At 70.8% G+C, this 25,602-nt stretch carries 14 protein-coding genes and 1 pseudogene; 4 read left to right on the top strand and 11 right to left on the bottom strand.

Going from position 1 to position 25,602, the window contains the following annotated elements:
* Window positions 1–174: 174 nt before the first annotated feature.
* Entirely contained in the window at window positions 175–1,878 is a 1,704-nt protein-coding gene (locus tag OG390_RS34085; RefSeq protein ID WP_406173183.1) for a recombinase family protein, read from the bottom strand.
* Between the two features lie 44 nt (window positions 1,879–1,922).
* Here OG390_RS34085 and OG390_RS34080 point away from each other — a divergent pair.
* Window positions 1,923–2,027 (top strand): annotated as a pseudogene (locus tag OG390_RS34080) (NrdH-redoxin); the annotation flags it as partial.
* A gap of 6 nt (window positions 2,028–2,033) precedes the next feature.
* Here the strand turns inward: OG390_RS34080 and nudC are convergent.
* From nudC to OG390_RS34055, 5 genes are all read right to left on the bottom strand, one after another.
* A complete protein-coding gene (gene nudC / locus OG390_RS34075) occupies window positions 2,034–2,981 on the bottom strand; it encodes an NAD(+) diphosphatase (protein WP_406173182.1) in 948 nt (315 codons plus the stop codon).
* Between the two features lie 121 nt (window positions 2,982–3,102).
* Window positions 3,103–4,515, bottom strand: coding sequence for a dipeptidase (locus OG390_RS34070; RefSeq protein ID WP_406173181.1), 1,413 nt, complete (start codon window positions 4,513–4,515; stop codon window positions 3,103–3,105).
* A 10-nt stretch (window positions 4,516–4,525) separates the two neighbouring features.
* Window positions 4,526–8,080: an ATP-dependent helicase gene (locus OG390_RS34065; RefSeq protein WP_406173180.1), complete on the bottom strand. Its 3,555-nt coding sequence runs from the start codon at window positions 8,078–8,080 to the stop codon at window positions 4,526–4,528.
* Window positions 8,081–8,202: 122 nt separating this feature from the next.
* Window positions 8,203–11,697 carry an ATP-dependent helicase gene (locus OG390_RS34060; RefSeq protein ID WP_406173179.1) on the bottom strand — a complete coding sequence of 1,165 codons (3,495 nt, stop codon included), beginning with the start codon at window positions 11,695–11,697 and terminating at the stop codon, window positions 8,203–8,205.
* Window positions 11,698–11,999: 302 nt separating this feature from the next.
* Complete coding sequence (locus tag OG390_RS34055; protein ID WP_399087430.1) at window positions 12,000–12,365, bottom strand: MGMT family protein; 366 nt, start codon at window positions 12,363–12,365, stop codon at window positions 12,000–12,002.
* 186 nt (window positions 12,366–12,551) lie between these two features.
* On the opposite strand from OG390_RS34055, the gene OG390_RS34050 reads away from it, so the two are divergent.
* The 3 genes from OG390_RS34050 to OG390_RS34040 all read left to right on the top strand — a co-directional run bounded on the left by OG390_RS34050 (window position 12,552) and on the right by OG390_RS34040 (window position 18,757).
* The gene (locus OG390_RS34050) at window positions 12,552–15,377 is read left to right on the top strand and encodes a lysylphosphatidylglycerol synthase domain-containing protein (protein WP_406173178.1); all 2,826 of its coding nucleotides are present in this window, start codon (window positions 12,552–12,554) and stop codon (window positions 15,375–15,377) included.
* 160 nt (window positions 15,378–15,537) lie between these two features.
* Window positions 15,538–17,085, top strand: a complete 1,548-nt coding sequence (locus tag OG390_RS34045; RefSeq protein ID WP_406173177.1) for an alpha/beta hydrolase — start codon at window positions 15,538–15,540, stop codon at window positions 17,083–17,085.
* Window positions 17,086–17,200: 115 nt separating this feature from the next.
* Window positions 17,201–18,757, top strand: coding sequence for an alpha/beta hydrolase (locus tag OG390_RS34040; RefSeq protein WP_406173176.1), 1,557 nt, complete (start codon window positions 17,201–17,203; stop codon window positions 18,755–18,757).
* 185 nt (window positions 18,758–18,942) lie between these two features.
* On the opposite strand, the gene moeZ is transcribed toward OG390_RS34040, so the two are convergent.
* The 5 genes from moeZ to OG390_RS34015 all read right to left on the bottom strand — a co-directional run bounded on the left by moeZ (window position 18,943) and on the right by OG390_RS34015 (window position 25,535).
* Window positions 18,943–20,121, bottom strand: a complete 1,179-nt coding sequence (gene moeZ, locus OG390_RS34035) for an adenylyltransferase/sulfurtransferase MoeZ (RefSeq protein WP_406173175.1) — start codon at window positions 20,119–20,121, stop codon at window positions 18,943–18,945.
* 63 nt (window positions 20,122–20,184) lie between these two features.
* On the bottom strand, window positions 20,185–20,934 hold the full coding sequence (locus OG390_RS34030) for a spherulation-specific family 4 protein (protein ID WP_406173174.1): 750 nt from the start codon (window positions 20,932–20,934) through the stop codon (window positions 20,185–20,187).
* Window positions 20,922–21,881 (bottom strand): NAD-dependent epimerase/dehydratase family protein, encoded by a 960-nt coding sequence (locus tag OG390_RS34025; protein ID WP_399087418.1) that lies wholly within the window; start codon window positions 21,879–21,881, stop codon window positions 20,922–20,924. The genes OG390_RS34030 and OG390_RS34025 overlap by 13 nt, the downstream gene beginning before the upstream one ends.
* A 442-nt stretch (window positions 21,882–22,323) precedes the next feature.
* Complete coding sequence (locus tag OG390_RS34020) at window positions 22,324–23,763, bottom strand: hypothetical protein (RefSeq protein ID WP_406173173.1); 1,440 nt, start codon at window positions 23,761–23,763, stop codon at window positions 22,324–22,326.
* Entirely contained in the window at window positions 23,763–25,535 is a 1,773-nt protein-coding gene (locus OG390_RS34015; RefSeq protein WP_406173172.1) for a DUF3492 domain-containing protein, read from the bottom strand. The genes OG390_RS34020 and OG390_RS34015 overlap by 1 nt, the downstream gene beginning before the upstream one ends.
* Between the last annotated feature and the right edge of the window lie 67 nt (window positions 25,536–25,602).

Raw genomic sequence — 25,602 nt, 5'->3', positions numbered from 1 at the left:
GGAGCGCCGCCGGAAGTGGTTCGGCGAGTCGTACACAGTTCCCCTGCCAGCCGACTTCGACTACGACAACTGAGCCAATCGGCTCCGCGAGGCAGAACACGAGCCGCCGCCCTTCTGACTCGGAACGACAGAAGGCCCCCAAGTCGAGGGCCTTCCTCGCCTGTTCATCCTGCATCAGGCGGACGTCGGAACCACCGTGGCTTCCCCTGCTCCCTGGGCTTCCTCCTGGCCCTTCACCCGCTGTGCTGTCCGCTCCGCTTCGAAGTCCTCCCAGCGGCTGACGATCTCCCACTCCACACCCGTAAGCGGCTTCGGCTTCGCGTACGGCTTTCCGTGCAAGGAGATCGGCGTGATCGGTGAGAGCACCTGAGAAGACTTGGAGGGCACATCCCAGTACGTGATGCCCTGCTGCTTGATGTTCTCGATCAGGTCGCCGGGATCGATGGCCAGGACGTCATGTCCGAAGTGCGCCTTGACCTTGTGCTTCTTCAGCCATTCACGCCGTTCGTCGACGCTCGACCGCTCCCACCACTCCGCGTAGCCCTCGCCCGTGCCCGTCCACACGGTCACCGGCTTCGGCCCTTCCTGGTTGGTGACCTTCTCTCGGTCCTGGGCAAGGCTGGCGACTTGTGAGGCGTACGCGACGGCGCTGATCTCGTCCTGCTGGAGTTCCTTCAGGAGCTGGTTCATCTTGCCGTCGATCACGGCGAGCTTCGCCGCACGACTGTCGTCGATGGTCGTCTTCGACTCCATCCGTTCCAGGTGGCCGATCTCGCCCAACAGGGCCGACTCCAACCAGGGGTACAAGTCCTCTGCCCAGAACCTCTGCTTCGGGCATGCCTGGATGCCCTTGCTCTTGTTGCCGTGACACCGATACCGCTCGCGCTTGCCCTTGGCCGGGTCCCCCTTCACGAAGTAGAGGGAGCTGCCGCACAGCATGCAGAACGTCACGCCCACGGTCGGCGATGTAGAACCCTGCTGCTTCTTGTACTTGACCGAGGCAACGGCGTCCGACAGCTTCGCCCACTCCGCCTCGTTCAGCACCGGCTCAGACCGCATGACGGGGGTGCCGTCGTCGTTGCGGACAACGGCGCCATTGGCGCGCACGTACTCCCCGAGCAGAGAGCGGCTGACCAGTACAGCTTGCACTGTGGTCGGCGTCCACCTGGCTCCCCGAGGCTTCGGGTCGGCCAGCCGAGTCGTGCTCTCGCCTGCCGCCGCGCGGATGCGAGCGATGTCCTGAGCCGTGGGTACACCTTGCTCGTTCAGCCAGTCGGCGACGGCCGAGAAGCTCGGCTTCTCGATGAAGCGCCGGATCATCTCGATCAGCGTCGGGCCGTACTCGGGGTCGAGTTCCAGAGTGAAGCCTGCGTCACCCTTCACCGCTCTGCGCCCGAACGGGACAAGGCCACCCGGCCACCGGCCCGTCTTCCGCATGGTCTCCCGGGAAGCCTTGTTGCGGGCCTTGATGGCGTCCAGTTCGGCTTCTGCGACCACGGCCAGGATCTTGGCGATGGTCTTACCCCACGGCTTCGAGAGGTCGAACCCCTCCTCGCAGGAGATGAGGCCCTTACCATTCGCCTCGCACCACTCGATGATGTCCGAGAGGTGACGGACCGACCGGGCAATGCGGTCGATCTTCAGGATGATGATGTGGTCGAACTGGTCTTTCTTGTTGTTGAGCCAGTCCCCAAGTGACGGGCGCACCCATGGCGAGATGGACGCCGACACGTCGATGTCGACGGCGAAGTCGACCAGCTCCATTTCCTCCGCGTCCGCCCGCTTGCTGATACGGGTCCGCTGCGTTTCCTCGCCCGTCTGGTTCTCGTTGCCTACAGACAGACGGACCACGCCAAGCGCCCTGGGCTTGTCGCTCACCCTTGCCCCTCCCCAAGACATGGGCGGCCTCCCCTGGCCGCCACAAGCAGGAGGGAAGCCTACAGACCGCTCCCACCGTTCTCTTCCCGGACGGTTCGACGCTCACGAAACCTTCGCTGGCACAGGTCAAGCAGAAGATCGGCGTCTGAGCGACGTCAGGCGGCTGCCCCCCGCGTCGGCAGGGGCTTGCCGTACCAGAGCTCGATGAGGCGGGCCGCGATCGAGATTCCGTAGGGAGGCAGCACCTCCCCGGACTCGAAGGCGGCCCGCAGGTCTTCCCGGGAGAACCAGCGGGCTTCGTGGATTTCCTCGCCGTCGACGTTGATCTCGGACGAGGTGGCGCGGGCCATGAAGCCCAGCATGAGGCTGGAGGGGAAGGGCCAGGGCTGGCTGGCGATGTATTCGACCTCGCCGACCGTGACGCCCGCCTCCTCGAAGACCTCGCGGCGCACGGACTGCTCGATGGACTCGCCGGGCTCGACGAAGCCGGCGAGCGTGGAGAAGCGGCCTTCGGGCCAGTGCACCTGGCGGCCGAGCAGGATGCGGTCCTCATCGTCCGTGACAGCCATGATCACGGCAGGATCGGTGCGCGGGTAGTGCTCGGCTCCGCAGGCGGGGCAGCGGCGGATGTGACCGGCGGCCGCGATGACCGTGCGTTCGCCGCAGCGCGAGCAGAAGCGGTGCAGTCGCTGCCAGTTCTCCAGGGCGACCGCGTGCACCATCAGACCCGCGTCACGCGGGGACAGCAGCAGCCCGGCCTCGCGCAGACCTGCGGGGCGCGCGGACTGGTCGATACGGCCAGGAAGCGCGTCCTTCTGAAGTGCGAAATAGCTCACACCGTCGTCGTCCGTGCCAAGGAAGTAGCGGTGCGCCTCGGTGAGCGGGGCCTCGAAGGAGGGGGTCATCACGAGTTCGGTGGTGCCGTCCGCCGTCTCATCGATGAGCACCTGACCGCCGGAGACCACGAAGACACGGGTTGTGGGGTGGCTCCACGCCGCCGCGAGCCAGGCCTCGTCGAGCCGGTGGTGGGCGGCCCGGTCGATGCCGCTCGGAGCGGTGAGCGAGATGGGACGGTCGGCGGTGCGGTCGGTCCAGGTGGTCACGGGTGCTTCCAACTCCCCCGGTGGAACGGTTATTTCGGCGGGCGGTTCAGCAGGACGTACGGCGGTGCGGTGGTGCGGGGCGCTCGTCAGGACGTGGGTCGTCTTCTTCGTGGATGCCTGTTCAGTGTGCCTCGCGCCAGTTTTCGGCCAGATCGCCCCACAGGTGGGCGGTGGTTTCGACGCCCTTCATGAGGAGATCGAGCTCGACTTTCTCGTTGGGGGCGTGCCAGCCGTCCGAGGGGACGGAGATGCCCAGGAAGAGCACGGGGGCACCAAGGACTTCCTGGAGGTCGGCCGCGGGTCCGGAGCCGCCCTCACGGGTGAAGCGGACCGGCTGCTCGAAGGCCCGTCCCATCGCCCGTACGACGGACTGGAGGGCCGGGTGGTCCAGTGGCGTCAGACACGGGCGCGTGGCCGCGCCGAACGTGATCTCGTACCGGATGCCCGCGGGCACCTGCTCGGCGGCCCAGGCGCGTACGGCCTTCTCGATGTGCTCGGGGTCCTGTCCCGCGACCAGCCGGAAGGAGAGCTTCACCATGGCCGAGGACGGGATGATCGTCTTACTGCCGGGGCCCTGGTAGCCGCCGCCGATGCCGTTGACCTCGGCGGTCGGGCGGGCCCAGATGCGCTCCAGGGTGGTGTGTCCGGCCTCTCCGTGGGTGGCTGTCGACTTGGCCGTACGCAGCCACCGCTCCTCGTCGAAGGGCAGCTCGGCGAAGAGCTCGCGCTCCTGGTCGGTGAGTTCGGTGATGCCTTCGTAGAAGCCGGGTACGGCCACGCGCGCGTGCTCGTCGTGCAGGGCCGCGACGAGTCGGGCGGCGACGGTAGCCGGGTTCTGCACGGCACCGCCGAAGGATCCGGAGTGGATGTCCTGGTCGGGGCCGTACAGCTCGATCTCGCACTCCGCGAGGCCGCGCATCCCGGTGCACACCGTGGGGGTGTCCTCGGACCACATGCCGGTGTCGGAGACGATCACGGCGTCGGCGGCCAGCCGCTGCGCCTTCGCTTCGACGAGGTCACGGAAGTGCGGAGAGCCGGATTCCTCCTCGCCCTCGATCAGGAGCTTGAGGTGGACGGCCGGGGCGGTGCGCCCGGTGGCGGCGAGGTGGGCGCGGACGCCGAGTGTGTGGAAGAACACCTGGCCCTTGTCGTCGGAGGCCCCGCGCGCGTAGAGGCGGTTTCCGCGGATCACCGGCTCGAAGGGCTCCGTGTCCCAGCCGTCCTCACGGGCGGCGGGCTGCACGTCGTGGTGCCCGTAGACCAGGACCGTAGGCGCTCCCGGGTCCTGTGAGGGCCACTCGGCGAAGACGGCCGGGGCGCCCGCGGTCGGCCAGACCTCGGTGGTCGGGAAGCCGGTCTCCCGGAGCTTGGCGGCAAGCCAGTCGGCGCTGCGCGCCACGTCCGCGGCGTGGTCGGGCTGCGCCGACACCGAGGGGATGCGCAGCCACTCCGCGAGGTCGTCGAGGAAGGCGGTGCGGTGGTTCTGGATGTACGTGCGGACGGTGCTGACGGCGCTGTCAACGGGCTTGCTCATGCTCACGAGCCTATCCGCCCACAGGGGCGTGTTCGTCCGGCGGTTCCCCGGGAGCCCCTTCTTGTGGGCCTGCTGGGTCTTCGATGAGCAGCCGCTCCAGGGCGGCACGGTCCGGGAGGTGGCCCGGTCGGACGACCTCGCCGCTGCGGACGTACAAGAACGCGGCCTTGACGGACTCCAGGGGCACGCCGTGCTGCTCGGCCCAGGCGAGACGGTAGAGCGCGAGCTGAAGGGGGTCGGCGGTGCGGCCGCGGCCGGTCTTCCAGTCGACGATCTCGTACGTCGTCCCGTCGCCGTCGCCGTTCCGGTAGACGGCGTCGATACGGCCGCGCACGACACGTCCCGCGATCGCGAGCTGGAAGGGCGCCTCGACGCGATACGGAGTCCGGTGCGCGTACGGAGTGCGCTCGAAGGCATCCTTGAGGGCCTCCAGGTCACACTCGTCGGCGATCTCGGCCTCGCTGCCGGGCAGCTCCTCCGGCTCCAGCATGGGCAGCCGCAGCTCTTCGAAGCGGGACTCGACCCAGGCGTGGAAGCGGGTGCCCTGGCGCGCGGCGGGCTGCGGGGGGCGCGGCATGGGGCGGGCCAGCTCCTGCGCGAAGCCGTCCGGGTCGGCGGCCAGGCGCAGCACCTGCGACGCGGTGAGCGACGGTGGCAAGGGTACGTCCGTGACGCTCGCGCGGGCGCGCAGGAGCTCTCCGGTCAGCGCGTCCAGGTCACGGTCCCAGGAGGCGAGGGTGCGGGCCTCTTCGGGGGTGAGGTGTGAGGGCTCCTCGGGCTCCTCGGGATGGGGACGAGCCTCCGGGGCGGGCGCCTGGTGCGGAACCGTCGGGCGGGCGGTCGCGCGGTCCGTCGGGCCGTCCGTCGCGCGGTCCGTGGTCCAGGTGTCCCAGTCGGAGTCGTCTTCGTCGGGGAAGCCGTCCTCCCCGTAGGGGGAATCGTCGTAGGGGAAGTCGTCGCCCTCCGGCGGAGGCGGCCAGTCCGGATCGTCGTACGGGGACGGGTCGTGGGCAGCCCTGGGCCGGCCCCCCGCGGCCCCGGGGTGGGCCTCCTCGTGCGAAGCCACCCGCTCCAGGTGGGCGAGTACGGTCTCCGCGGCCGCGCGGCGGCGCGCGAGTGCCGTGTCGTCGAGCGGGAGCGGCCACGCGTGGTCTGCGGCCGCCTCGCGCAGCGCGGGATTCTCCTCGTCCTCCGCGGGCTCGTCCGCCCAGACCTCGATCTCACCGTGTCCGGCCGCGCAGTGCTCGTGCAGTGCGTGCAGGAAGTCCGAGGGGCCGCGGGGTTTCTTCTGGGAGGGGCCCCACCAGTGGCCGGAGCCGAGCAGGAGCGAGCGGGGGCGGGTGAAGGTGACGTAGCCGAGGCGGAGTTCCTCGGTGCGCTGATGCTCCTTCATGGCCTCGTGGAAGGCCTTGATGCCCTTGGCCTCCCAGACCTCGATGTCGGGCAGCGTGTCGGCGTCGCCGCGCAGCTCGTGCGGCAGGACCTTGCCCTGGGCGGTCCACTTCTCGCGGCCCTGGGTGCTGGGGAAGGTGCCGGTGACGAGGCCGGGGACCGCGACGACGTCCCATTCCAGGCCCTTGGACTTGTGCGCGGTCAGTACCTTGACGGTGTTTTCGCCACCGGGCAAGGCATTGTCGAGGCCCTTCTCGTACTGCGCGGCGGTGCGCAGGAAGCCGAGAAAGGCCAGCAGGGTCGCCTCTCCGTCGCCCGCGGCGAAGGACGCGGCGATGTCCAGGAAGTTCGACAGGGTCTCGCGGCGGCGGGCGGCCAGGGCGTGCGGCGACGCGGAGAGCTCGACCTCCAAGCCGGTGACGCCGAGCACCCGGTGCAGGACGTCCATCAGCGGGTCGGCGAGGGAGCGGCGCAGGTCGCGCAGCTCGGCGGCGAGCCGCGCGAACCGCACCCGGGCGTCCGGGGAGAAGGGCAGCCCGTCGTCGTCCCCTTCGGCCTCGATGGGCATCTCCAGGAACGTGTCGAGCGCGTCGGCGAGCGATATCACCTCCGACGGATCGACCCCTTCGACCGCTGCGGCGAGCCGGCGGTCCGGGTCCTCGTCGGACCCTACGCGCGCGTGGGACACGAGGAGGCGAGCACGCCGCCCCAGCAGGGCGAGGTCGCGCGGGCCGATCCGCCAGCGCGGACCGGTGAGCAGGCGTACCAGGGAGGCGTTGGCTCCCGGGTCCTGGAGGACCTCACAGACTGCGACGAGATCCGCGACCTCGGGAAGGTGCAGCAGCCCGGAGAGGCCCACCACCTCGACCGGGATGTCGCGGGCCACGAGTGCTCCCTGGATTTCGGCGAAGTCGGTGGCCGTGCGGCACAGGACCGCGATCTCGCCGGGCGCCTTTCCCGTGCGCACGAGATGGGCGAGGGAGTCGGCGAGCCAGTCGATCTCCTCGGCATGGGTGCGCAGCAGCGCGCAGCGGACCACGCCGTCGCGCTCGGCTCCAGGGGCGGGGCGCAGGGCCTCCACGCCCGCGTGCATGGCGCGCAGGGGCTCCGCGAGGCCGTTGGCGAGGTCGAGGAGGCGGCCGCCGCTGCGGCGGTTCTCGCTCAGCGCCTGGCGGGTCGCGGGGCGGCCGTCGGGGTGCGCGAAGTGCTCGGGGAAGTCGTCGAGGTTGGCGACGGAGGCACCGCGCCAGCCGTAGATCGCCTGGCAGGGGTCGCCGACCGCGGTCACCGGGTGACCGGTGCCGGCGCCGAAGAGACCGGCGAGCAGGACGCGTTGGGCCACCGAGGTGTCCTGGTACTCGTCCAGCAGGACCACGCGGAACTCGTCGCGCAGGATCTCTCCGACTTCGGACCGGGTGCGGGCGAGGGTGGCCGAAAGGGCGATCTGGTCGCCGAAGTCGAGGAGGTCGCGCTCACGCTTGGCCGTGCGGTAGCGGCCCACCAGCTCGGCGAGTGCACGTCGGGCCGCGGCCGCCTCGGGGACCTTGCGCAGGTCGGCGTTGGTGAGTTTGGCGCCCTCCAGGGAGCGCAGCAGCTCGGCGTCGTACGCGCGCAGGTCCTCGGGGCGTACGAGGTGTTCGGCGAGCTCGGAGTCGAGCGTGAGGAGGTCGCCGACCAGGTCGGGGAAGGAACGGGTCAGCGCCGGGTACGGCCCTGGCGCCTCGCGCAGCACGCGCGCGGCGAGCTGGTAGCGGGTGGCGTCGGCGAGCAGGCGGGACGTCGGTTCGAGTCCTATGCGCAGCCCGTGGTCGGTCAGCAGGCGGCCCGCGAAGGCGTGGTACGTGGAGATGACGGGCTCGCCCGGCGGGTTGTCGGGGTCGATCACGTCCGGGTCGGTGACACCCGCCTTGATGAGCGCTTTGCGGACGCGCTCGGCGAGTTCACCCGCGGCCTTGTTGGTGAACGTCAGGCCGAGCACCTGCTCGGGAGCGACCTGTCCGGTGCCGACCAGCCACACCACACGCGCCGCCATCACCGTGGTCTTGCCCGAACCGGCTCCGGCCACGATCACCTGCGGGGCGGGCGGTGCGGTGATGCAGGCCGTCTGCTCCGGGGTGAACGGGATGCCGAGGAGCTCCTTGAGCTGCTCGGGATCGGTGATACGGGCGGACACCTCAGAGAGGCTAGCGGCGCCCACTGACAGCGGGGGCCACATCGGCCGTCGAGGCGAAAGAACCGCTGGTCAGCACACGTGGTGCCGTACATCACTCGACCACGAGAGGTCCCGCGGGCACCTCAGTCGACCACGTGCCGCCCCTCCGGTCGAGCACTGCACGACGCCCGAAAAGCGCAGTGTGTGCAGTGTTGTCCCGCAGTCGGCGAGAACCGTTCGTCGAGGACCTTGCCGGCGGCCGTGGCCAGGAGATCGCCCACCCACTCGCCCTCCAGGGGCTCCTGGGCCTGCACCTTGGGGAGGGTCTCGCCGCCGTTCTTCTTGGCGGCGCCCTGGCGCAGCTGGACGAGTTCGGCGCCGCCCGGTTCAGGGCGTACGCCGTCGAAGGCGTCGTCGACCGCGCCCTCGCCGACAGCAAGCTGGTAGACGGCGAGCTGCGGGTGGTGCGCCACCTCGGCGGCGCTCGGCGCCTGCTTGCCGGTCTTGAAGTCGACCACGTAGGCGCGGCCTTCGGTGTCCGCCTCGACACGGTCCATGGAGCCGCGGATGCGTACTTCGTATGACCCCGCTTCGAGGGTCACGTCGAAGTCGTGCTCGCTGGCCACCGGCGTACGGCCCGTGCGATCCATGACGTGCCACTTCAGGAAGCGCTCGAGCGCCACGCGCGCGTGCTCCTTCTCCTGCAACGACTTCCAGGGGGCGTCGAAGGCGAGGGCGTTCCACACGGAGTCGAGGCGCTCCATGAGGACGGCGAGGTCGGCGGGGGTGCGTCCGGACGCGACCTCGTCGGCCAGGACGTGCACCACATTGCCGAATCCCTGGGCGGCCGTGGCCGGCGCGTCGGCCTTCACCTCGCGGCCCAGGAACCACTGCAGGGCACAGGTGTTGGCGAGCTGGTCGAGGGCGCTTCCGGAGAGCACGACCGGCTGGTCGCGATTGCGCAGCGGGACCTTGCTCTCGGTCGGCTCGTACATGCCCCACCAGCGGTAGGGGTGCGCGGACGGGACCAGGGGCCGACCGTCCTCGTCGGCGAGCGCGGCGAGCCGGGCGAGGCGCTGTGCCGCGGCCTGCCTGAGGGTGTCCGAGACGCGCGGGTCGACGGTCGTGGCGCGCAGCTCGGCGACCAGCGCGGCGACGGACAGCGGGCGGCGCGGACGGCCGGTCACGTCCTTGGGTTCGACGCCGAGTTCGGTGAGGAAACGGGAGGGCTGGTCGCCGTCGTCGGCAGGAGCCTTCACCGCGGTGACGACGAGGCGTTCTCGCGCGCGCGTGGCGGCCACGTAGAACAAGCGGCGCTCTTCGGAGAGGAGTGCTCCGGGCGTAAGAGGTTCGGCCAGCCCGTCGCGTCCGATGCGGTCCGCCTCCAGCAGGGAGCCGCGGCGACGAAGATCCGGCCACAGGCCCTCCTGGACGCCCGCGACAACGACGAGGCGCCACTCCAGGCCCTTGGAGCGGTGCGCGGTCATCAGGCGTACGGCGTCGGGGCGTACGGCTCTGCGGGTGAGCGTGTCGGCGGCAATGTCCTCGGCCTCGATCTCCTCCAGGAAGTTGAGGGCGCCCCGGCCCCCGGTGCGCTCCTCCGCGCGCGCCGCGGTCGCGAACAGCGCGCACACGGCGTCGAGATCCCGGTCGGCGTTGCGCCCGGCCGCGCCGCCACGGCGGGCGGCCCGCTCCAGGCGCTGCGGCCACGGTGTGCCCTCCCACAGATCCCAGAGCGCCTCCTCGGCCGTCCCGCCACCCGCGAGGCGCTCCCGCGCCTTGCGCAGCAGCGCGCCGAGGCGCTGGGCCCCTCGGGCGTACGCCGGGTCGTGCGCGACGAGCCGCTCCGGCTCGGCCAGCGCGCGGGCGAGCAAAAGGTCGGACGGCGGCGGTACGAGGTTGCCTGCGGCGCGCTCCTCCTCGCGCAGTGCGCGGCCCAGGCGCCGCAGGTCGGCGGCGTCCATGCTCGCGAGGGGCGAGGCGAGCAGGGTCAGCGCGGTTTCGGTGTCGAGCCAGGGTGGCGCTGCGGACGCTTCGGAGTCGGCGCTCTCTTCGGGCTCGTCCACGGCACGGGCACCGGGGCTTTCCGCGAGTACAGCGGGCCCGGCCTCCACCGATGCATCGGGCTCGACCTCCACCGATACGGCGGGCTCGGTGCCGGAGCCCTCACCCGGCTCTGCTCCCTCCCTGGGCTCTGCTTCCTCCCCGGGGGCTGCTTCCTCCCCGGACTCCTTTTGCTCACCCTGCTCTGCTTGTGCCACCGCCCGCAACGCCGTCAGCAGCGGCGCGACCGCGGGCTCGTGTCGCAGCGGCAGATCGTCGCCGTCGATGTCGAGCGGCACCCCCGCCGCGGTGAGCGCCCGCCGGATTGTGGGAATGGTGCGGGAGCCCGCGCGCACCAGGACGGCCATATCTCCCCAGGGAACCTCGTCCTCCAGGTGGGCGCGGCGCAGGATGTCCGCGATGTTGTCGAGCTCCGTGCCGGATGTCGGATACGTGTAGGCCTCGACGCGGCCACCGTCCCGTACCGGAGACAGCTCGCGGTGGGCGCGTACCTTCTCCGCCGGAAGGCGGGTCAGCGGCATGCGCTGGGTGAGCAGGCGGGTGGCGGACAGCAGGGCGGCTCCCGAGCGGCGGGACGTCCGGAGGACCTCGACCGGCGCCGGGCGGCCGTCCGCGCGCGGAAAGGCGTCGGGGAAGTCCAGGATGCCGTTCACATCGGCGCCCCGGAAGGCGTAGATCGACTGGTCGGGATCGCCGAAGGCGACGAGGGTGCGCCCGACGCCCGCGAGGGCTCGCAGCAGCCGTACCTGCGCGGGGTCGGTGTCCTGGTACTCGTCCACGTAGACGGCGTCGTACTGGGCGGCGAGGCGCTCGGCGACCTCGGGACGCCGGGCGAGGAGCACCGCGCGGTGGACCAGCTCCGCGTAGTCGAGCACTCCTTGCATGTCCAGGACGTCGAGGTACTCGGCCAGGAAGGCGGCCGCCGCTCCCCAGTCGGGGCGGCCGATGCGCCTGGCGAAGGCGTCCAGGGCGTCGGGGCTCAGTCCCAGTTCGCGACTGCGGGCGAGCACCGCGCGGACCTCGTCGGCGAAGCCGCGGGTGGTCAGACAGGCGCGCAGCTCGTCCGGCCAGCGCACATGAGCGAGGCCGAGGCGCTCCAGGTCGGGCTGGCCCGCGAGCAGCTCGCGCACCGCCACGTCCTGCTCCGGACCGGACAGCAGTCTCAGGGGCTCCACGAACAGATCGCTGTCCTGGTGGGCGCGGACCAAGGCGTAGCAGAAGGAGTGGAAGGTGGTGGCCTGGGGCGCGCGGGCGGCCCCTATGCGCAGCGCCATGCGGTCGCGCAGCTCGACGGCAGCCTTCCTGCTGAACGTGAGCACCAGGACCCGCTCCGGGTCGCCGTCCCGTGCGATCCGAGCGGCCACGGACTCGACGAGCGTGGTCGTCTTGCCAGTGCCCGGACCTGCGAGAACGAGCAGCGGACCGCTCCTGTGGTCAACCACCGCGCGCTGCCCTGCGTCAAGACGAGGGGGATCCACCCGGGCCGACGGGGTACGCACCAGTCGGTACGCGCCGCGGGCCCCCTGGCGCACCTGGGGGTGCGTCAGGCGCCTGGTGGAAGAAGAGGAGCTCACGTGGTTCGCCGGTCCTGGTGGTTGTGCGGTTTGTCACTGCCGGCGCGGAGCGCCGTGGTTGAGGGGTGGTGGTCGGGCGACGACTGGGAGGACTGCCGCGTGTGGAGGGCGGTGGCCGCGGGGTGAGGAGGATGCGCGTCGACGACGCTACGCCGGTGGGCTTCCTGGAAGGAGGGCTTCCCCTTCTTCCCTCAGGCCACGTGCGTCCCTCGCTCCACGAACGTACGGCATGTCACGGATGTGCCTCATTTCCCTCGTACGGGCCACAGGTTCCCCTTCCGCACGTCCGATGCCGGAAGCTGTCAGGTGTGACCTTCCGCGCGCTCGCCGCCGTCCCATCGCGCCCGTCTCATGTCGACGCGCGGCAGATGCCCCTCGGAGGCCCTGCTCGCCTCCTTCAGAGGCGTGCCCTCGTCGCGGTAGTGGGCCAGCGCCTCCAGTTCGTGGCCCGGGAGCAGCACGCCGTCGGCGCGTATGACACGCCACCAGGGCACCGCTCCTCCGTAGAGGGCCATCACACGGCCCACCTGGCGCGGCCCACCCTCCTCCAGCCATTCGGCGACGTCGCCGTACGTCATGACGCGTCCGGGCGGGATCAGCTCGGCGACCTCAAGCACCCGCTCCGCATACTCCGGCAGGGCGTCCACCGGAAGACTCTCCTCGCTCATCCGCCCCATCCTGCCCCACCCCACCGACAACGTGACGCGGTCACGACTGTGTGCATCCCTCGCCCCGCGGCGACACTTGGGGCAGACTGTGCGCCCCCGCATTTGCACCCTGATGCCCCCGTGTGTCGGTCAGGCATGCCACCATCGTGCGGGCGGTGACTGGTGATACGAGATCAAGAAGAGACGATGAGGCAGCAGGGCGTGCACCCCGAAGACGCGGAGGGCACCTCCAAGGCCTCGTCGCGCCCGGACACCGACGGCGTCGGCGACAAAGACGCGGGCGGGGCGAAGGCCGAGCCCATGACCGCCAAGACGAGCGAGTCCGCCTCCACGGCGTCCACAAAGCGCGCCCCTAAGACGTACGAAAACGAGAAGCAGCAGGTCAAGCAGGGTTCCGATTGTCCCGAGGAAACCCCGGCCGACGAGGTCGAGGGCGACGAACCGCTGCTCCCCGCGCGCGTGCACCGTCCGTCCGACCTGATGCGGCTCCTGGTCGGCTTCCTTGCGATCGTCGTGCTGCTCGCGATCGCCGCGTTCGCGCACGGCACCACCTCGGGGCTCGAACAGGACATCAACAAGGGCACGGGCCAGGCGCCCGATCTGCTGATCAAGATCGCGGGTCTGGCGTCCAGCATCGCGATCCTCCTGGTGCCCGTCGCCTTCGCCATCGAGCGGCTGATCAAGCGGGACGGGCTGCGTATCGCCGACGGTGTCCTCGCCGCGGTGCTGGCGCACGGAGTGACACTCGCCACGGACCTGTGGGTCGCGAAGGCCGCCCCGGACTCCATCCAGGAGGCGCTCACCCAGCCCTCGCCGGGTGACATCCACGCCCTCACCGACCCCGTGCACGGCTATCTCGCGCCGGTCATCGCGTACATGACGGCCGTCGGCATGTCCCGCAGACCGCGCTGGCGCGCGGTTCTGTGGGTGGTGCTGCTCCTGGACGCCTTCTCCATGCTGGTCACCGGCTACACGACGCCGTTCTCGATCATCCTGACGGTGCTGATCGGCTGGACCGTCGCGTACGGGACGCTGTACGCGGTCGGCTCGCCGAACGTGCGACCCACCGGACGGACGCTGATGGCGGGCCTGCGGCATGTGGGCTTCCACCCGGTGAGCGCGGCCCGCGAGGAGGCGCCGGAGTCCACGGAGAGCGGCGACCGCGGCCGACGCTACTTCGTCACCCTGGAGGACGGCCCGCCGCTGGACGTCACGGTGGTCGACCGTGAACAGCAGGCGCAGGGCTTCTTCTACCGTGTGTGGCGCCGGCTGACGCTGCGCGGCATCACCACGCGCCGCAGCCTCCAGTCGCTGCGTCAGGCCCTGGAGCAGGAGGCCCTCCTCGCCTACGCGGCCATCGCGGCCGGGGCGAACGCGCCCAAGCTGATCGCGACCTCCGAACTCGGTCCGGACGCCGTGATGCTCGTCTACGAGCACACCGGTGGCCGCACGCTCGACTCGCTGCCCGACGAGTTCATCACCGACGATCTGCTGCGCGACACCTGGCATCAGGTGCAGGCACTGCAGTCCCGGCGCATCGCACACCGCAGACTCGCGGGCGACGCCATTTTGGTGGATCGTTCCGGCACGGTGGTCCTCACCGAGATGCGCGGCGGCGAGATCGCGGCCGGGGACCTGCTGCTGCGCATGGACGTCGCCCAGCTGGTCACCACGCTCGGACTGCGCGTGGGTGCGGAGCGCGCGGTGGCGTCGGCGGTGGGCGTACTCGGCCCGGACGCGGTCGCCGACTGCCTGCCGATGCTGCAGCCGATCGCGCTCTCGCGCTCCACGCGCGCGACGCTGCGCAAACTGGCCCGGGAGCGCGCACAGCGCGAGCGGGACGCCGTGCTGGAGGCTTCCCGGCAGGACAAGCTCGCTCGAGCCGAGGAAGCCGAGGAAGACACCGCGGTCGCACTGGAAAAGCCTGGCAAGAAGGCCGTACGCGCCGAACAGCGGGCCGAGAAGCGGGCGATCGACGAGGCTCTGGACGAGGCGCGCGAGGAGGATCTGCTCACCCAGATCCGCCACCAGGTACTGCTGATCAGGCCGCAGGCGCCGGTCGAACCGGCCCGCCTGGAGCGCGTCCGGCCGCGCACCCTGATCAGTTTCATCGCCGGCGCGATCGGCGCGTACTTCCTGCTGACGCAGCTCACCCATATCGAGTTCGGGACCCTGTTCGACAGCGCCGAGTGGGGCTGGGTCGCCGCGGCGGTGCTGTTCTCGGCGGTCAGCTACCTAGCGGCGGCGATGAGCCTGCTCGGCTTCGTGCCCGAGCGGGTGCCGTTCCTGCGGACCGTCGCGGCGCAGGTCGCCGGCTCGTTCGTGAAGATCGTGGCCCCCGCGGCGGTCGGCGGCGTCGCCCTGAACACGCGCTTCCTGCAGCGCGCCGGGGTGCGGCCGGGGCTCGCGGTGGCGAGCGTCGGCGCGTCGCAGCTGTTCGGGCTCGGCTGCCACATCCTGATGCTCCTGTCCTTCGGCTATCTGACCGGCACCGAGAAGACGCCGTCCTTGTCGCCGTCCCGCACGGTCATCGCGGGTCTGCTGACGGTCGCAGTGCTGGTTCTCGTGGTGACGTCGGTGCCCTTCCTGCGCAAATTCATCGTCACGCGCGTGAGGTCGCTGTTCGCGGGCGTCGTACCGCGCATGCTCGATGTGCTCCAGCGGCCGCAGAAACTGGTCACCGGCATCGGTGGCATGTTGCTGCTCACCGCCTGCTTCGTGATGTGCCTGGACGCCTCGATCCGAGCGTTCGGCCACGAGGAGACCACCACACTCAGCCTCGCCAGCGTCGCCGTCGTCTTCCTCGCCGGCAATGCGCTGGGCTCGGCGGCGCCGACCCCCGGCGGCGTGGGCGCAGTCGAGGCCAGCCTCACGCTCGGTCTGATCGCCGTCGGCCTTCCCAAGGAGGTCGCGGCGCCCGCGGTGCTCCTTTACCGGCTGCTGACTCTGTGGCTTCCGGTGCTGCCGGGATGGCTGTTCTTCAACCACCTGACACGTAAGGGCGCGCTTTAGGCCGCGCACGGAGCCATTCGCACGAGTCCACGGGCCGTCGTCCGCGTCCACTGGCCATCCCGACGGACCCACTGGCCATCCTGTACGGCTCCACGGCGGGCCCTCACCCACACGGCTCGTGCCCCGAGCGTCCCGCCCCGCACGCCCGCAGGATGGGAACATGCCGAACCCTCCCCAGCTGCGCGCCGCTGCCCTGACCGTCACCGCCGTCGTGCTGTTCACCTTGATGGCGGGTTGCAGCGACGGCAGCTCCAAGGAGGAGGATCTGACGGCTCAGAAGTTGAACTGGAAGGAGTGCCCGGCACCGTCCGAGTCCGAGGGCGGAGGCAACGCTCCCTCACCCCTGCCGGGCGGTACGGAGTGGCAGTGCGCCACCCTGAAAGCGCCTCTGGACTGGGCCAAGCCCAAGGGCAGCACGATCGGGCTCGCGCTGATCCGGGCGAAGACGAGCGGCGACCCCAGCAAGCGCATCGGCTCGCTGATCTTCAACTTCGGCGGGCCGGGCGGCTCGGGCGTCACCACACTGCCCGCCTTCGGCGAGGACTACGCCAAGCTGCGCACCCGCTACGACCTGGTGAGCTTCGACCCGCGGGGGGTCGGCCGCAGCGCAGGCGTGAAGTGCGAGGACGACAGCCAGCTCGACGAGTTCTTCCAGCAGGACGCCACCCCGGACGACACCGCCGAGCAGCAGAAGCTCCTGCAGAACACCAAGACGTTCAACGCGGCCTGCGAGAACAACTCCGGCAAGACGCTCCCCCACGTACGCACGACCGACGCGGCCCGCGACATGGACCTGATGCGGCAGGTGCTCGGCGACCCCAAGCTGTACTACTTCGGTATCTCGTACGGCACCGAACTGGGCGGCGTCTACGCCCACTTGTTCCCCAAGAAGGTGGGACGCGCCGTCTTCGACGCAGTCGTCGACCCGACGCAGAACCCCGAGCAGGGCTCGCTGGGTCAGGCCCAGGGCTTCCAGCTCGCCCTGAACAACTTCGCCGAGGACTGCACCTCGAAGACCGAGGACTGCCCGATCGGCGACACCCCGCAGGACGTCAAGGACCGCATCGCCAAACTGCTGAAGGACCTCGACAGCAAGCCGATCCCCGGTGTCTTCCCCCGCCAGCTCACCCAGACCGCGGCGACGAACGGCATCGCTCAGGCGCTGTACTCCAAGGACTTCTGGGAGTACCTGACGGAGGGCCTTGAGCAGGCGTACGGCGGCGACGGCAAGGTGTTGATGCTGCTGTCCGACTCGATGAACGGCCGCAGCGAGAACGGCCAGTACAGCAACATCGTCCCGGCGAACATCTCCATCAACTGCGCCGACGACAAGCCGCGTTACACCTCGAGCTTCGTGGAGTCGAAGCTTCCGGAGTTCCGGGCCGCCTCGCCGCTGTTCGGCGACTATCTGGCCTGGGGCATGCTCAGCTGCACCGACTGGGCCGTGGCGGGCGCGGCCGACCACCCGAACGTCAGCGCCGCCGGTGCGGCGCCGATCCTCGTCGTCGGCAACACCGGCGACCCGGCCACACCGTACGAGGGTGCGAAGAAGATGGTGGACGCGCTGGGCAAGGGAGTCGGCGTCGAGCTGACGTACAAGGGCCAGGGGCACGGGGCGTACGACAGCAAGAACAAGTGCGTGCAAGGCGCAGTGAACGGCTACCTGCTGGAGGGGACCGTACCGCCGGCCGGGACCGTCTGCCTATAGAAAGATGCAGGTCAAAGCGTTATCCACAGGGCTCGGCGGCGGCTGACCGCCGACGCCTAATATGGCTTGCATGTGATCCGCGACTTCGAGCGGATCACGGGCGAGGGGGAAGCTCATGACACGTTTGGCACGGTGGACAGCCGCGGCGGCCGCCGCATTGCTGGTGGCCGGCTGCGGCAGCGGCTCGTCGGGGGATGGCACGGACGAGGGGAAGAACAGCGATACGCCGTCGGCCGCCGCGCCTTCTTCGGGTACGGCCTCGGGTCTGCCCGCCTCGCTCACCTCGCAGAAGCTCGACTGGGGCCGCTGCAAGGGAAGTTCGAACTCCCCCGCACCGGGCAGCGGCTGGCAGTGCGCCACGCTGAAGGTGCCCCTGGACTACGCGAAACCGGACGGCGGGACGATCGGCCTCGCGCTGATCCGTTCGAACGCCACCGGCGGCCAGAGCAAGCGAATCGGCTCCCTGCTCTTCAATTTCGGCGGCCCCGGCGGCTCGGGCGTCTCCACGATGCCCGCGTACGAAAGCGTCGCGGGTCCGCTCCACGAGCGGTACGACCTGGTGAGCTGGGACCCGCGCGGCGTCGCCGCCAGCGAGGGTGTGCGCTGCCGCGGCGACAAGGCGATCCAGGCAGCCGAGTCGGTGGATGCCACACCGGACGACGCGACCGAGGAAGCGGCGTACTTCAACGACGCCGCCGACTTCGGCAAGGGCTGCGAGAAGGCCGCGGGAAAGCTGCTGTCACACGTCTCGACGACAGACACGGCCCGCGACATGGACCTGATGCGCCAAGTTCTCGGCGACCAGAAGATGCACTACTTCGGCATCTCCTACGGCACCGAACTCGGCGGGGTGTACGCCCACTTGTTCCCCAAGAACGTGGGCCGTCTCATCCTGGACGCCGTCGTCGACCCGAGTGCCGACACGGTGGGCCACGCCAAGAACCAGACCCTGGGCTTCCAGCGCGCACTGGACGACTACCTCAAGTCCACGGGCCAGGACCCGAAGCAGGGTTCCCAGAAGATCGTGGACCTGCTGAACCGGATCGATGCCAAGCCGCTGCCGACATCCAGTGGCCGCAAACTCACTCAGACTCTCGCGCTCACCGGCATCGTCCTGCCGCTGTACAGCAAGGAGGGCTGGCCACGCCTGACCAGCGCCCTCAAGGACGCAGAGGACGGGGACGGTTCGCAGCTGCTGGAATTCGCCGACGGTTACAACGACCGTGACTCCACGGGGCACTACGGCACGACGACGCATGCGCAACGGGTCATATCGTGCTTGGACGACAAGCAGCGGCCGACACCCGAGGAGACGAAGAAGCTGCTTCCCGAGTTCGAGAAGATCTCGCCCGTCTTCGGGGACTTCATGGGCTGGGACACGGCGGGTTGGTGCCACGACTGGCCGGTGGCCGGTCAGTACGACAACCCGGAGGTCAGCGCGCCGGGAGCCGAGCCCATCCTGGTCGTCGGCAACACCGGGGATCCGGCGACGCCGTACGAGGGCGCCCGCAGGATGGCCGACGAGCTGGGCAAGGGCGTCGGAGTCGAGCTCACCTGGAAGGGCGAGGGCCATGGGGCGTACGGGAGCGGCAGCGACTGCGTCGACTCGACCGTGAACAGCTATCTGCTGAAGGGGACGGTGCCGAAGGACGGCAAGGTCTGCGCGTCGTAGCAGTCCCTGCCGGTCGGCGGCACCTGCCCGGAGCCACCCGGATCGCCCCGCGCACAACGGCGCGGGGCGTCGTGCGGGCAGCGCCGCGCGTCGCACGACGGGGCATGGCGCTCATGGCCCCGCGGGCAGCGGAAAAGGGCCCGGCACCTGCAGTGCCGAGCCCCTCCTCCGAAGAAGGTGTACGCCTAGTACACCGGCTTCTCCGGCTCGATCTGGTTGACCCAGCCGATCACGCCGCCGCCGACGTGGACCGCGTCCGAGAAGCCCGCGGACTTCAGGACGGCGAGGACCTCCGCACTGCGGACACCCGTCTTGCAGTGCAGGACGATCTTCTTGTCCTGCGGCAGGGTCTCCAGGGCGGTGCCCATGAGGAACTCGTTCTTCGGGATCAACCTGGCGCCGGGGATCGAGACGATCTCGTACTCGTTGATCTCGCGGACGTCGATGATCTCGATGTTCTCACCGTCGTCGATCCACTCCTTGAGCTGCTTGGGAGTGATCGTCGAGCCGGCGGCCGCCTCCTGAGCCTCCTCGGACACGACACCGCAGAAGGCCTCGTAGTCGATGAGCTCGGTGACGGTGGGGTTCTCGCCGCAGACCGCGCAGTTCGGGTCCTTGCGGACCTTCACCTGGCGGTACTGCATCTCCAGGGCGTCGTAGATCATCAGACGGCCGACGAGCGGCTCGCCCGTCCCGGTGAGGACCTTGATCGCCTCGGTGACCTGGATGGAGCCGATGGACGCGCACAGCACGCCCAGCACGCCGCCCTCGGCGCAGGAGGGAACCATGCCCGGCGGCGGGGGCTCCGGGTAGAGGCAGCGGTAGCAGGGACCGTACTCGGACCAGAAGACCGAGGCCTGACCGTCGAAGCGGTAGATCGAGCCCCACACGTAGGGCTTGTTCAGGAGCACGCACGCGTCGTTGACCAGGTAGCGGGTCGCGAAGTTGTCCGTGCCGTCGACGATCAGGTCGTACTGGCTGAAGATGTCCATCACGTTCTCGGCTTCGAGCCGCTCTTGGTGAAGGATCACGTTCACGTACGGGTTGATGCCCAGCACGGAATCGCGGGCCGACTCGGCCTTGGAGCGGCCGATGTCCGCCTGGCTGTGGATGATCTGGCGCTGCAGGTTCGACTCGTCGACCTCGTCGAACTCCACGATGCCGAGCGTGCCCACGCCAGCGGCGGCCAGGTACATCAGCGCCGGCGATCCGAGGCCGCCGGCGCCCACACAGAGCACCTTGGCGTTCTTCAGCCGCTTCTGCCCGTCCATGCCCACGTCGGGGATGATCAGGTGGCGGGAGTACCTGCGGACCTCGTCTACGGTGAGCTCAGGAGCTGGCTCGACCAGGGGTGGCAGCGACACGGGGGCTCCGTTGGTCGGTCAATCACTACAGTTGTTCTCCCCGTAACACTGCCACGCCCTTCTTCATTCCGAGACACCCGTTCCGATCCGCGAGACGATTTCGTCCCAGTAGCCGGGCATCGTCTCCCAGGGGTCGACTCGACCGCCGTGGTCCGTGCGGTCGGTGAAGTAAATCGTCGAGGCGCCCTGCCAGCGGGCGATGCGCAGCGCCTCGTCCAGGTGGCCGCGCGGCACACCGTGGACAAAGTGGCAGAAGCGCCCGGGCGGATAGTCGGCGGTCCACTCGGCGACCTGCGACCAGCGGTAGTCGCTCCAGGGGCCGGAGAAGGTCACCAACTGGTCGGCGTTCTCCGCATACCCGGGGTAGGGGTGACCGCCGTGGCCCAGCACGATGTGCGCGCCGTCACGGAGCGCACGGAGCGTGGTGATCGTGCGGCGGACCTCGGGGAGCGCGGCCCGCTCGGTGGGGCATCGGCCCAGGAGGAAGCCGTCGGCCCGGTACCAGTCGAGATACCGGTGGGCGTCGGAGATCAGCTCGCCGAAGCTGCGTGCGCCGTAGGTGGTGTCCAGGTGCCCGAGGATCCGCACCCCCGCGTTGCGCAGCCGTCCGGCGGCCTCCAGGCAGTGCGGGTCGGGGCGCGTTCCGGGGCCGCCCGCCACGTTCAGGACGACCCAGTGCAAGGGGGTGCCGGGGCGGGCGAGTTCGCCCCACTCCACGGGAGCGACGAGGGGGTGCGCGTAGCCGGGAATGCCGAAACCGAGGCCTAAGTCGGTGCTCGCGGTGCCTGCTGCGGTGCTGGTCAGATACGGCATGCCGCCTCCATCCAGATGTCGGCGAGGGATTCCTCGAGGTTGATCCGGGGCCGCCAGCCGAGCCGGTCGCGCGCAGTGCGCACGTCGGCCTGCTGCCAGCTGCCACAGCCGTCCGGATAGGGGTACGCGACCGGGGCCGCGTGGTCTGGTTCGGTGCGGGGGTGGCCGATGGATGGCCTCATGGGTCCGGGAGGCCCGTCGAGTTCGTGCAGGGCCCCGCCGTAGCCGGCCACGCGGGCGAGGACGGCAGCGGCGTCGCGGAGACGTACGGCACGGCCCGAGCCGATGTTGATCACGCCTTGTGCGGCGGAGAGCGAGGCGGCATGCACGGCGCGGGCGACGTCGCGTACGTCAATGAAGTCGCGCTGGACGCCGAGGCCGCCGAGCTTGAGTTCGCCGTCGCCCGACTGCATGGCGCGGCGCAGGGCCTCGGCGAGGCGGCCGAGCGGGGATCCGGCGGGGGTGCCGGGACCCGCGGGTGAGAAGACGCGGAGCACGACGGCGTCCAGGCCGGAGCCGAGGACCAGTTCGGTGGCGGCGAGCTTGCTCACGCCATAGGGGCCGCCCGGGCGCGGTACGGCGTCCTCGGCGGTGGAGGAGCCGGGCTGGCTGGGCCCGTACTCTGCGCCGCAGCCGATCTGGACGAGCCGTGCCCCGCAGCCGCTGCGGCGCAGGGCCTCGCAGACGGTGGCGACGGCGACGGTGTTGTGCCGGGTCAGGTCGCGGGCGCCGCCGCGGGTGGCGCCCGCACAGTTGATGACGACTCCGGGGTGCACCGCGTCCAGGAAGCGGGTGAGTGCGCCAGGGCTGCCCGAGGCGAGGTCGAACCGTACGTCGGCGTCGTCGCCCCGGCCGAGCGCGGTGAGCTGTACGGCCGGGTCGGCGAGCAGTCTGTCGGCGACGAATCGGCCCAGATATCCGTTGGCTCCGATCAGCAGGACCCTCATCGGGCGGCTCCCGGGGCGGATTCTCCGGTTCGGGAGGTGATCATCTGGCGTTCTCCTTCGAGGTGTTGCCGTAGGTCGGGGAGAGGGCCCGCGGTGTCGGCCCCGCGGGAGAGGGGTGCGGGCGCCTCCGTGGTGGGCCGCCTGCGAGCTTGTGATTGCGGCCGCCCGGCGTTCCCCCGGCCGTGGTGGGACGCCATGCGGTCGGCTGGGGCATCGTGCGTCCTCGCCGCCCTCGCAGGGTGCGTGCGGGCGGGAGTGGGGCGGGGTCGTGCCGGTACATCCGCCCGTTGTGGGGCGGGCGCTTCTGCCCCGCTCAACTCGGCTGAGGTGAGCAACGGGCACTCGATGTGCCCGCACGGCCCCCTCCGCCGGTTCGATGACTGCGGGTGCGTGGGGCTTGCGTCCGCGGCAACAAGGCGCGTGCCTGCGCTCCGGTGGCCCGTCACAGCGGCTCGCCCGGCCGCGTCGCGTGGGCCGAGGCCCGGGTCAGGGTGCGCGTCGAGTGGATGAGGAGGACGAGCGCTGCCGCGCCGCACACCAGGGCCGGTACGGCGCCCGGCCCCCAGGCGCCGACGACGGTGTCGACGGGGGTGACCAGGAATGAGCAGCCGGGGAGGCGGCCCGCGAAGACCGTGGCCAGGGCCGTCGCCTCGGCCGCGCCCGCTACGGCGAGCACGACCGCCGGGGCGTGCGTGAAGCCTCGCGCTGTGAGCAGCCGGGCGAGCAGGAGCAGTGCGCCGAGGGCACCGGCTCCGGCGTACGCCGCGGGCTCGCCCAGCGCGGCGCCGCACAGCGCGAGCAGCCCGACGAGGGCGCACAGGAACAGGCCGAACACCCCGAGGAGCAGGGGCTGTACGGAGGCGGCGAACTCCTCGAGGCCGCGGCTCGCGGTCAGTCGTCGGCTCGCGCGTACGGCGAAGAGATGGGCGCACCAGGCTGCCGGGGCACAGGCCAGTGCGAGGGCCAGTACCGGTGCGGTGGCCAGGGGCCAGGGGCCGTCGGGGCCGCCGTCGAGGCCGGCGCTCAGCAGTCCGTCACCGAGGAGGGCGTATGCCATGAGCCAGCACGTCCACGCGCGCGTGGCACCCGTTGTGCGGTGGCCGGAGCTCAGGGGGCCGCGACGGAGGGCGCCCCGGAGGCCGAACGCCACGGCCAGGGCACCGACCGCTGCGACCGCGAGGCGCGGTCGGCCGTCGGTGATCCGCAGCCCCACCTCGACTGCCACGCAGAGGGCGCCCGGCACCAGAGCGAGCACCGCCCAGTCGGCGCGCGCGCCGGGGAGCTCCGGGGTGTCCGGGCGGGGCGCGGGCTCCCCGTCGCGTGCCACGCGCGCGTACATCTCCTCGGCGAGCGAGAACACGTCCCGGTGCCGGAAGCGCGCGGCGGTCCTGTCGGTCACCCCGTGCGCCTCCAGGCCCGCCGCGATCTCCAACGGGTCCACGGCCCGCTCGCAGAGCTCACGGTGTCGATGCATCAGGGCTTTCACGGGGTCCACGGCACCACGACGCCCCGGGGAGGCCGGAGAGGAGGAGGGAGAGGTAGTGGGGGCGGGAAAGCCGGTGGAGGCGGTGGGCTTGCGGGCGCCATCACCAGTGCGGCCCGCACCACCAGCTCCACCTGCATCGCCCGTATCGCCCGAGCTACCCGCACCGGCGTGTCGACCACCCGCGCCACCCGCGCCGGCATGCACAGCCTCCACATCGTCGCTCGCCTCTCGGGACGGGGCCCCGGCCCGGCCTGCGATGCCGGCCCCCTCGAACATCCCTTCCGCCGCTGCGTCCATCTCCCCGACCCCCGTCACAAGCCACTCCTGCGATCGCGCGTCCCAGGCGCCGGGGCTGTTCGGCCTCCCTGGGTGGTCCAGTGCTCCGAGTTCGCTCATCACGCGCCCTCCCCCGCGACCTGGGGAACCGTGGCCCGCACCGGCGCCCCGGCCGCCCAGCGCGGTCGGCCCGCGGTCATGAGGCGGGTCTCGGTCCAGCGGCCCGGGATGTGGGCCTCGGCCGGCACTCCGAAGGGCAGCGGCTCACCCCCGTCGTCCACGACCTCCCGGCGTACCGGGGAGTGCGAGACGATCTCCAGGTAAATGCTGTGAAATGCCGCGATGTTCTGCTCGACCGTGAAGAGTTCGAGGGCGCGTGCGCGGGCAGCCGCACCCAGGCGCTCACGGCGCTCCGGGTCGCGCAGCAGCGCCACGCACGCCTCGGCGAGCGCCCGCGGATTGCGTGGCGGTACGACAAGACCCGTACCGCCGATGACTTCGACGACGGCGCCCACGTCCGTGGAGACCGTGGCGCGGCCGCAGAACATGGCCTCGACGAGGCTGATCGGAAAACCCTCGACCACGCTGGACAGGACGATCACCGCTCCGGAGGCGTACGCCTCCGCGAGGCTCGGGACCTCCGGGCCGCCGATCTCCTCGAAGGACACCGGGTTGTCGCCGACCGCGTGCACGCCCTCCGCCTCGTCGGGGAAGAGTTGAGCGGCCAGCGCCTTGCAGTGAGCCAGATAGGTCGCGCCCTCCGGCCCGTCGGCGGGCGCGCCGACGATCCGCAGCCGGGTCTTCGGTTCCTCCTTGCGGATCTCCGCGAAGGAGTGCAGCAGCGAGATCAGGTCCTTGGCCGGTTCGATGCGGCCGACCCACACCAGCGTGTCCGGGTCCGCGCACCTGCTGCCCTCCGCGCTCTCCCCCACCTCCGCGAAGCGGGACGCCTCCATGCCGGGATAGACGATGCGCAGTTTGGCGCGGTCGGCGCCGCAGCGCTCCTGCCAGCGACGGGCGTGCGTGTTGCCGGGTGTGATGAGCGCGGCCGCTCGGTAGACCTCGGCGGCGAGCCTGCCGTGGAACGCGGCGAGCAGCGCCCGCACGGCGGGGACCTCCCCGACTGTGGCGGCGGCCAGGTAGTGCGCCCGCAACTGCACCCCGTACTCCGTGACCACCAGTGGTACGCCGGAGAAGTGCCGGGCGAGAAGGCCGGGCAGCGCCGCCGCGCCGCCGGCCGCGGCGTGGCACAGGTCGACCGAGTCGAGCCCGTCGTCCTCGTACCAGTCCAGCGAGAGGGGGCGCAGCGCGCGCTCGACATGGGAGGCGACGGCGAGCAAATCGGGTACGCGCGCGGTGCGGGCGGCGCGTTGTGCGCCGGGCGCGCGACAGGCGCGCTCCAACGCGCGCACGGCTCCCTCGGAGCGCAGCGCTCCGACCAGGCCGCCCTCGTCCCGGGCTAGTTCGGCGAGCCCGTACAGCGCACTGCCGAAACGGTCCGCCTCAACACCGCCGGATGCCGCCGAGCCGCCAGGAGCTCCCGCACGACCCGAAACCCCCGGTCCGCCGGGTGCCCTCACGTCGGCGTCGGAAGTCCCCGGACCCTCGCAGATCGCCGCGGCCAGCTCCCCGTACGCGTCGGCGAACCGCCTGCGCGCCCGCCGCCCGTACACCACCCCGTCGCCCTCGGCGGTCCACAGCGGTGCCGTCCGCACCCGGCTGACCTGGGGCGGCAGCTGGATCCAGCCCTCGTCCTCCTGCCGCTCGCTGCGGCTGAGCGCGTAGATGTCGAATTCGTGCTGCCCGAGCCCGCGCACGAGCCGGTCGCACCAGAGTCTGGCGTCACCGCTCACATACGGATAGCCACCCTCCGTTAACAGTCCGATGCGCACGATTACACCCCCGATCTCCCGTATGGGGAGCCGCCGTTGACCCGGCGGCTCGCAGCGGGACGAACGT

This window comes from Streptomyces sp. NBC_00996, assembly GCF_045162675.1.
In the GTDB taxonomy this organism is placed as follows: domain Bacteria; phylum Actinomycetota; class Actinomycetes; order Streptomycetales; family Streptomycetaceae; genus Streptomyces.
Note: the sequence above shows the minus strand (reverse complement) of the source record. Positions and strands in the feature narration are given on the sequence as shown.

Excerpts from the sequence above, each read along its gene's own strand:
- OG390_RS34050 (WP_406173178.1), top strand. The coding sequence starts at position 12,552 with ATGAGGCAGCAGGGCGTGCACCCCGAAGACGCGGAGGGCACCTCCAAG.
- OG390_RS34045 (WP_406173177.1), top strand. The coding sequence starts at position 15,538 with ATGCCGAACCCTCCCCAGCTGCGCGCCGCTGCCCTGACCGTCACCGCC.
- OG390_RS34020 (WP_406173173.1), bottom strand. The coding sequence starts at position 23,763 with ATGAGCGAACTCGGAGCACTGGACCACCCAGGGAGGCCGAACAGCCCC.
- OG390_RS34025 (WP_399087418.1), bottom strand. The coding sequence starts at position 21,881 with ATGAGGGTCCTGCTGATCGGAGCCAACGGATATCTGGGCCGATTCGTC.
- OG390_RS34055 (WP_399087430.1), bottom strand. The coding sequence starts at position 12,365 with ATGAGCGAGGAGAGTCTTCCGGTGGACGCCCTGCCGGAGTATGCGGAG.
- OG390_RS34070 (WP_406173181.1), bottom strand. The coding sequence starts at position 4,515 with ATGAGCAAGCCCGTTGACAGCGCCGTCAGCACCGTCCGCACGTACATC.
- OG390_RS34030 (WP_406173174.1), bottom strand. The coding sequence starts at position 20,934 with ATGCCGTATCTGACCAGCACCGCAGCAGGCACCGCGAGCACCGACTTA.
- OG390_RS34040 (WP_406173176.1), top strand. The coding sequence starts at position 17,201 with ATGACACGTTTGGCACGGTGGACAGCCGCGGCGGCCGCCGCATTGCTG.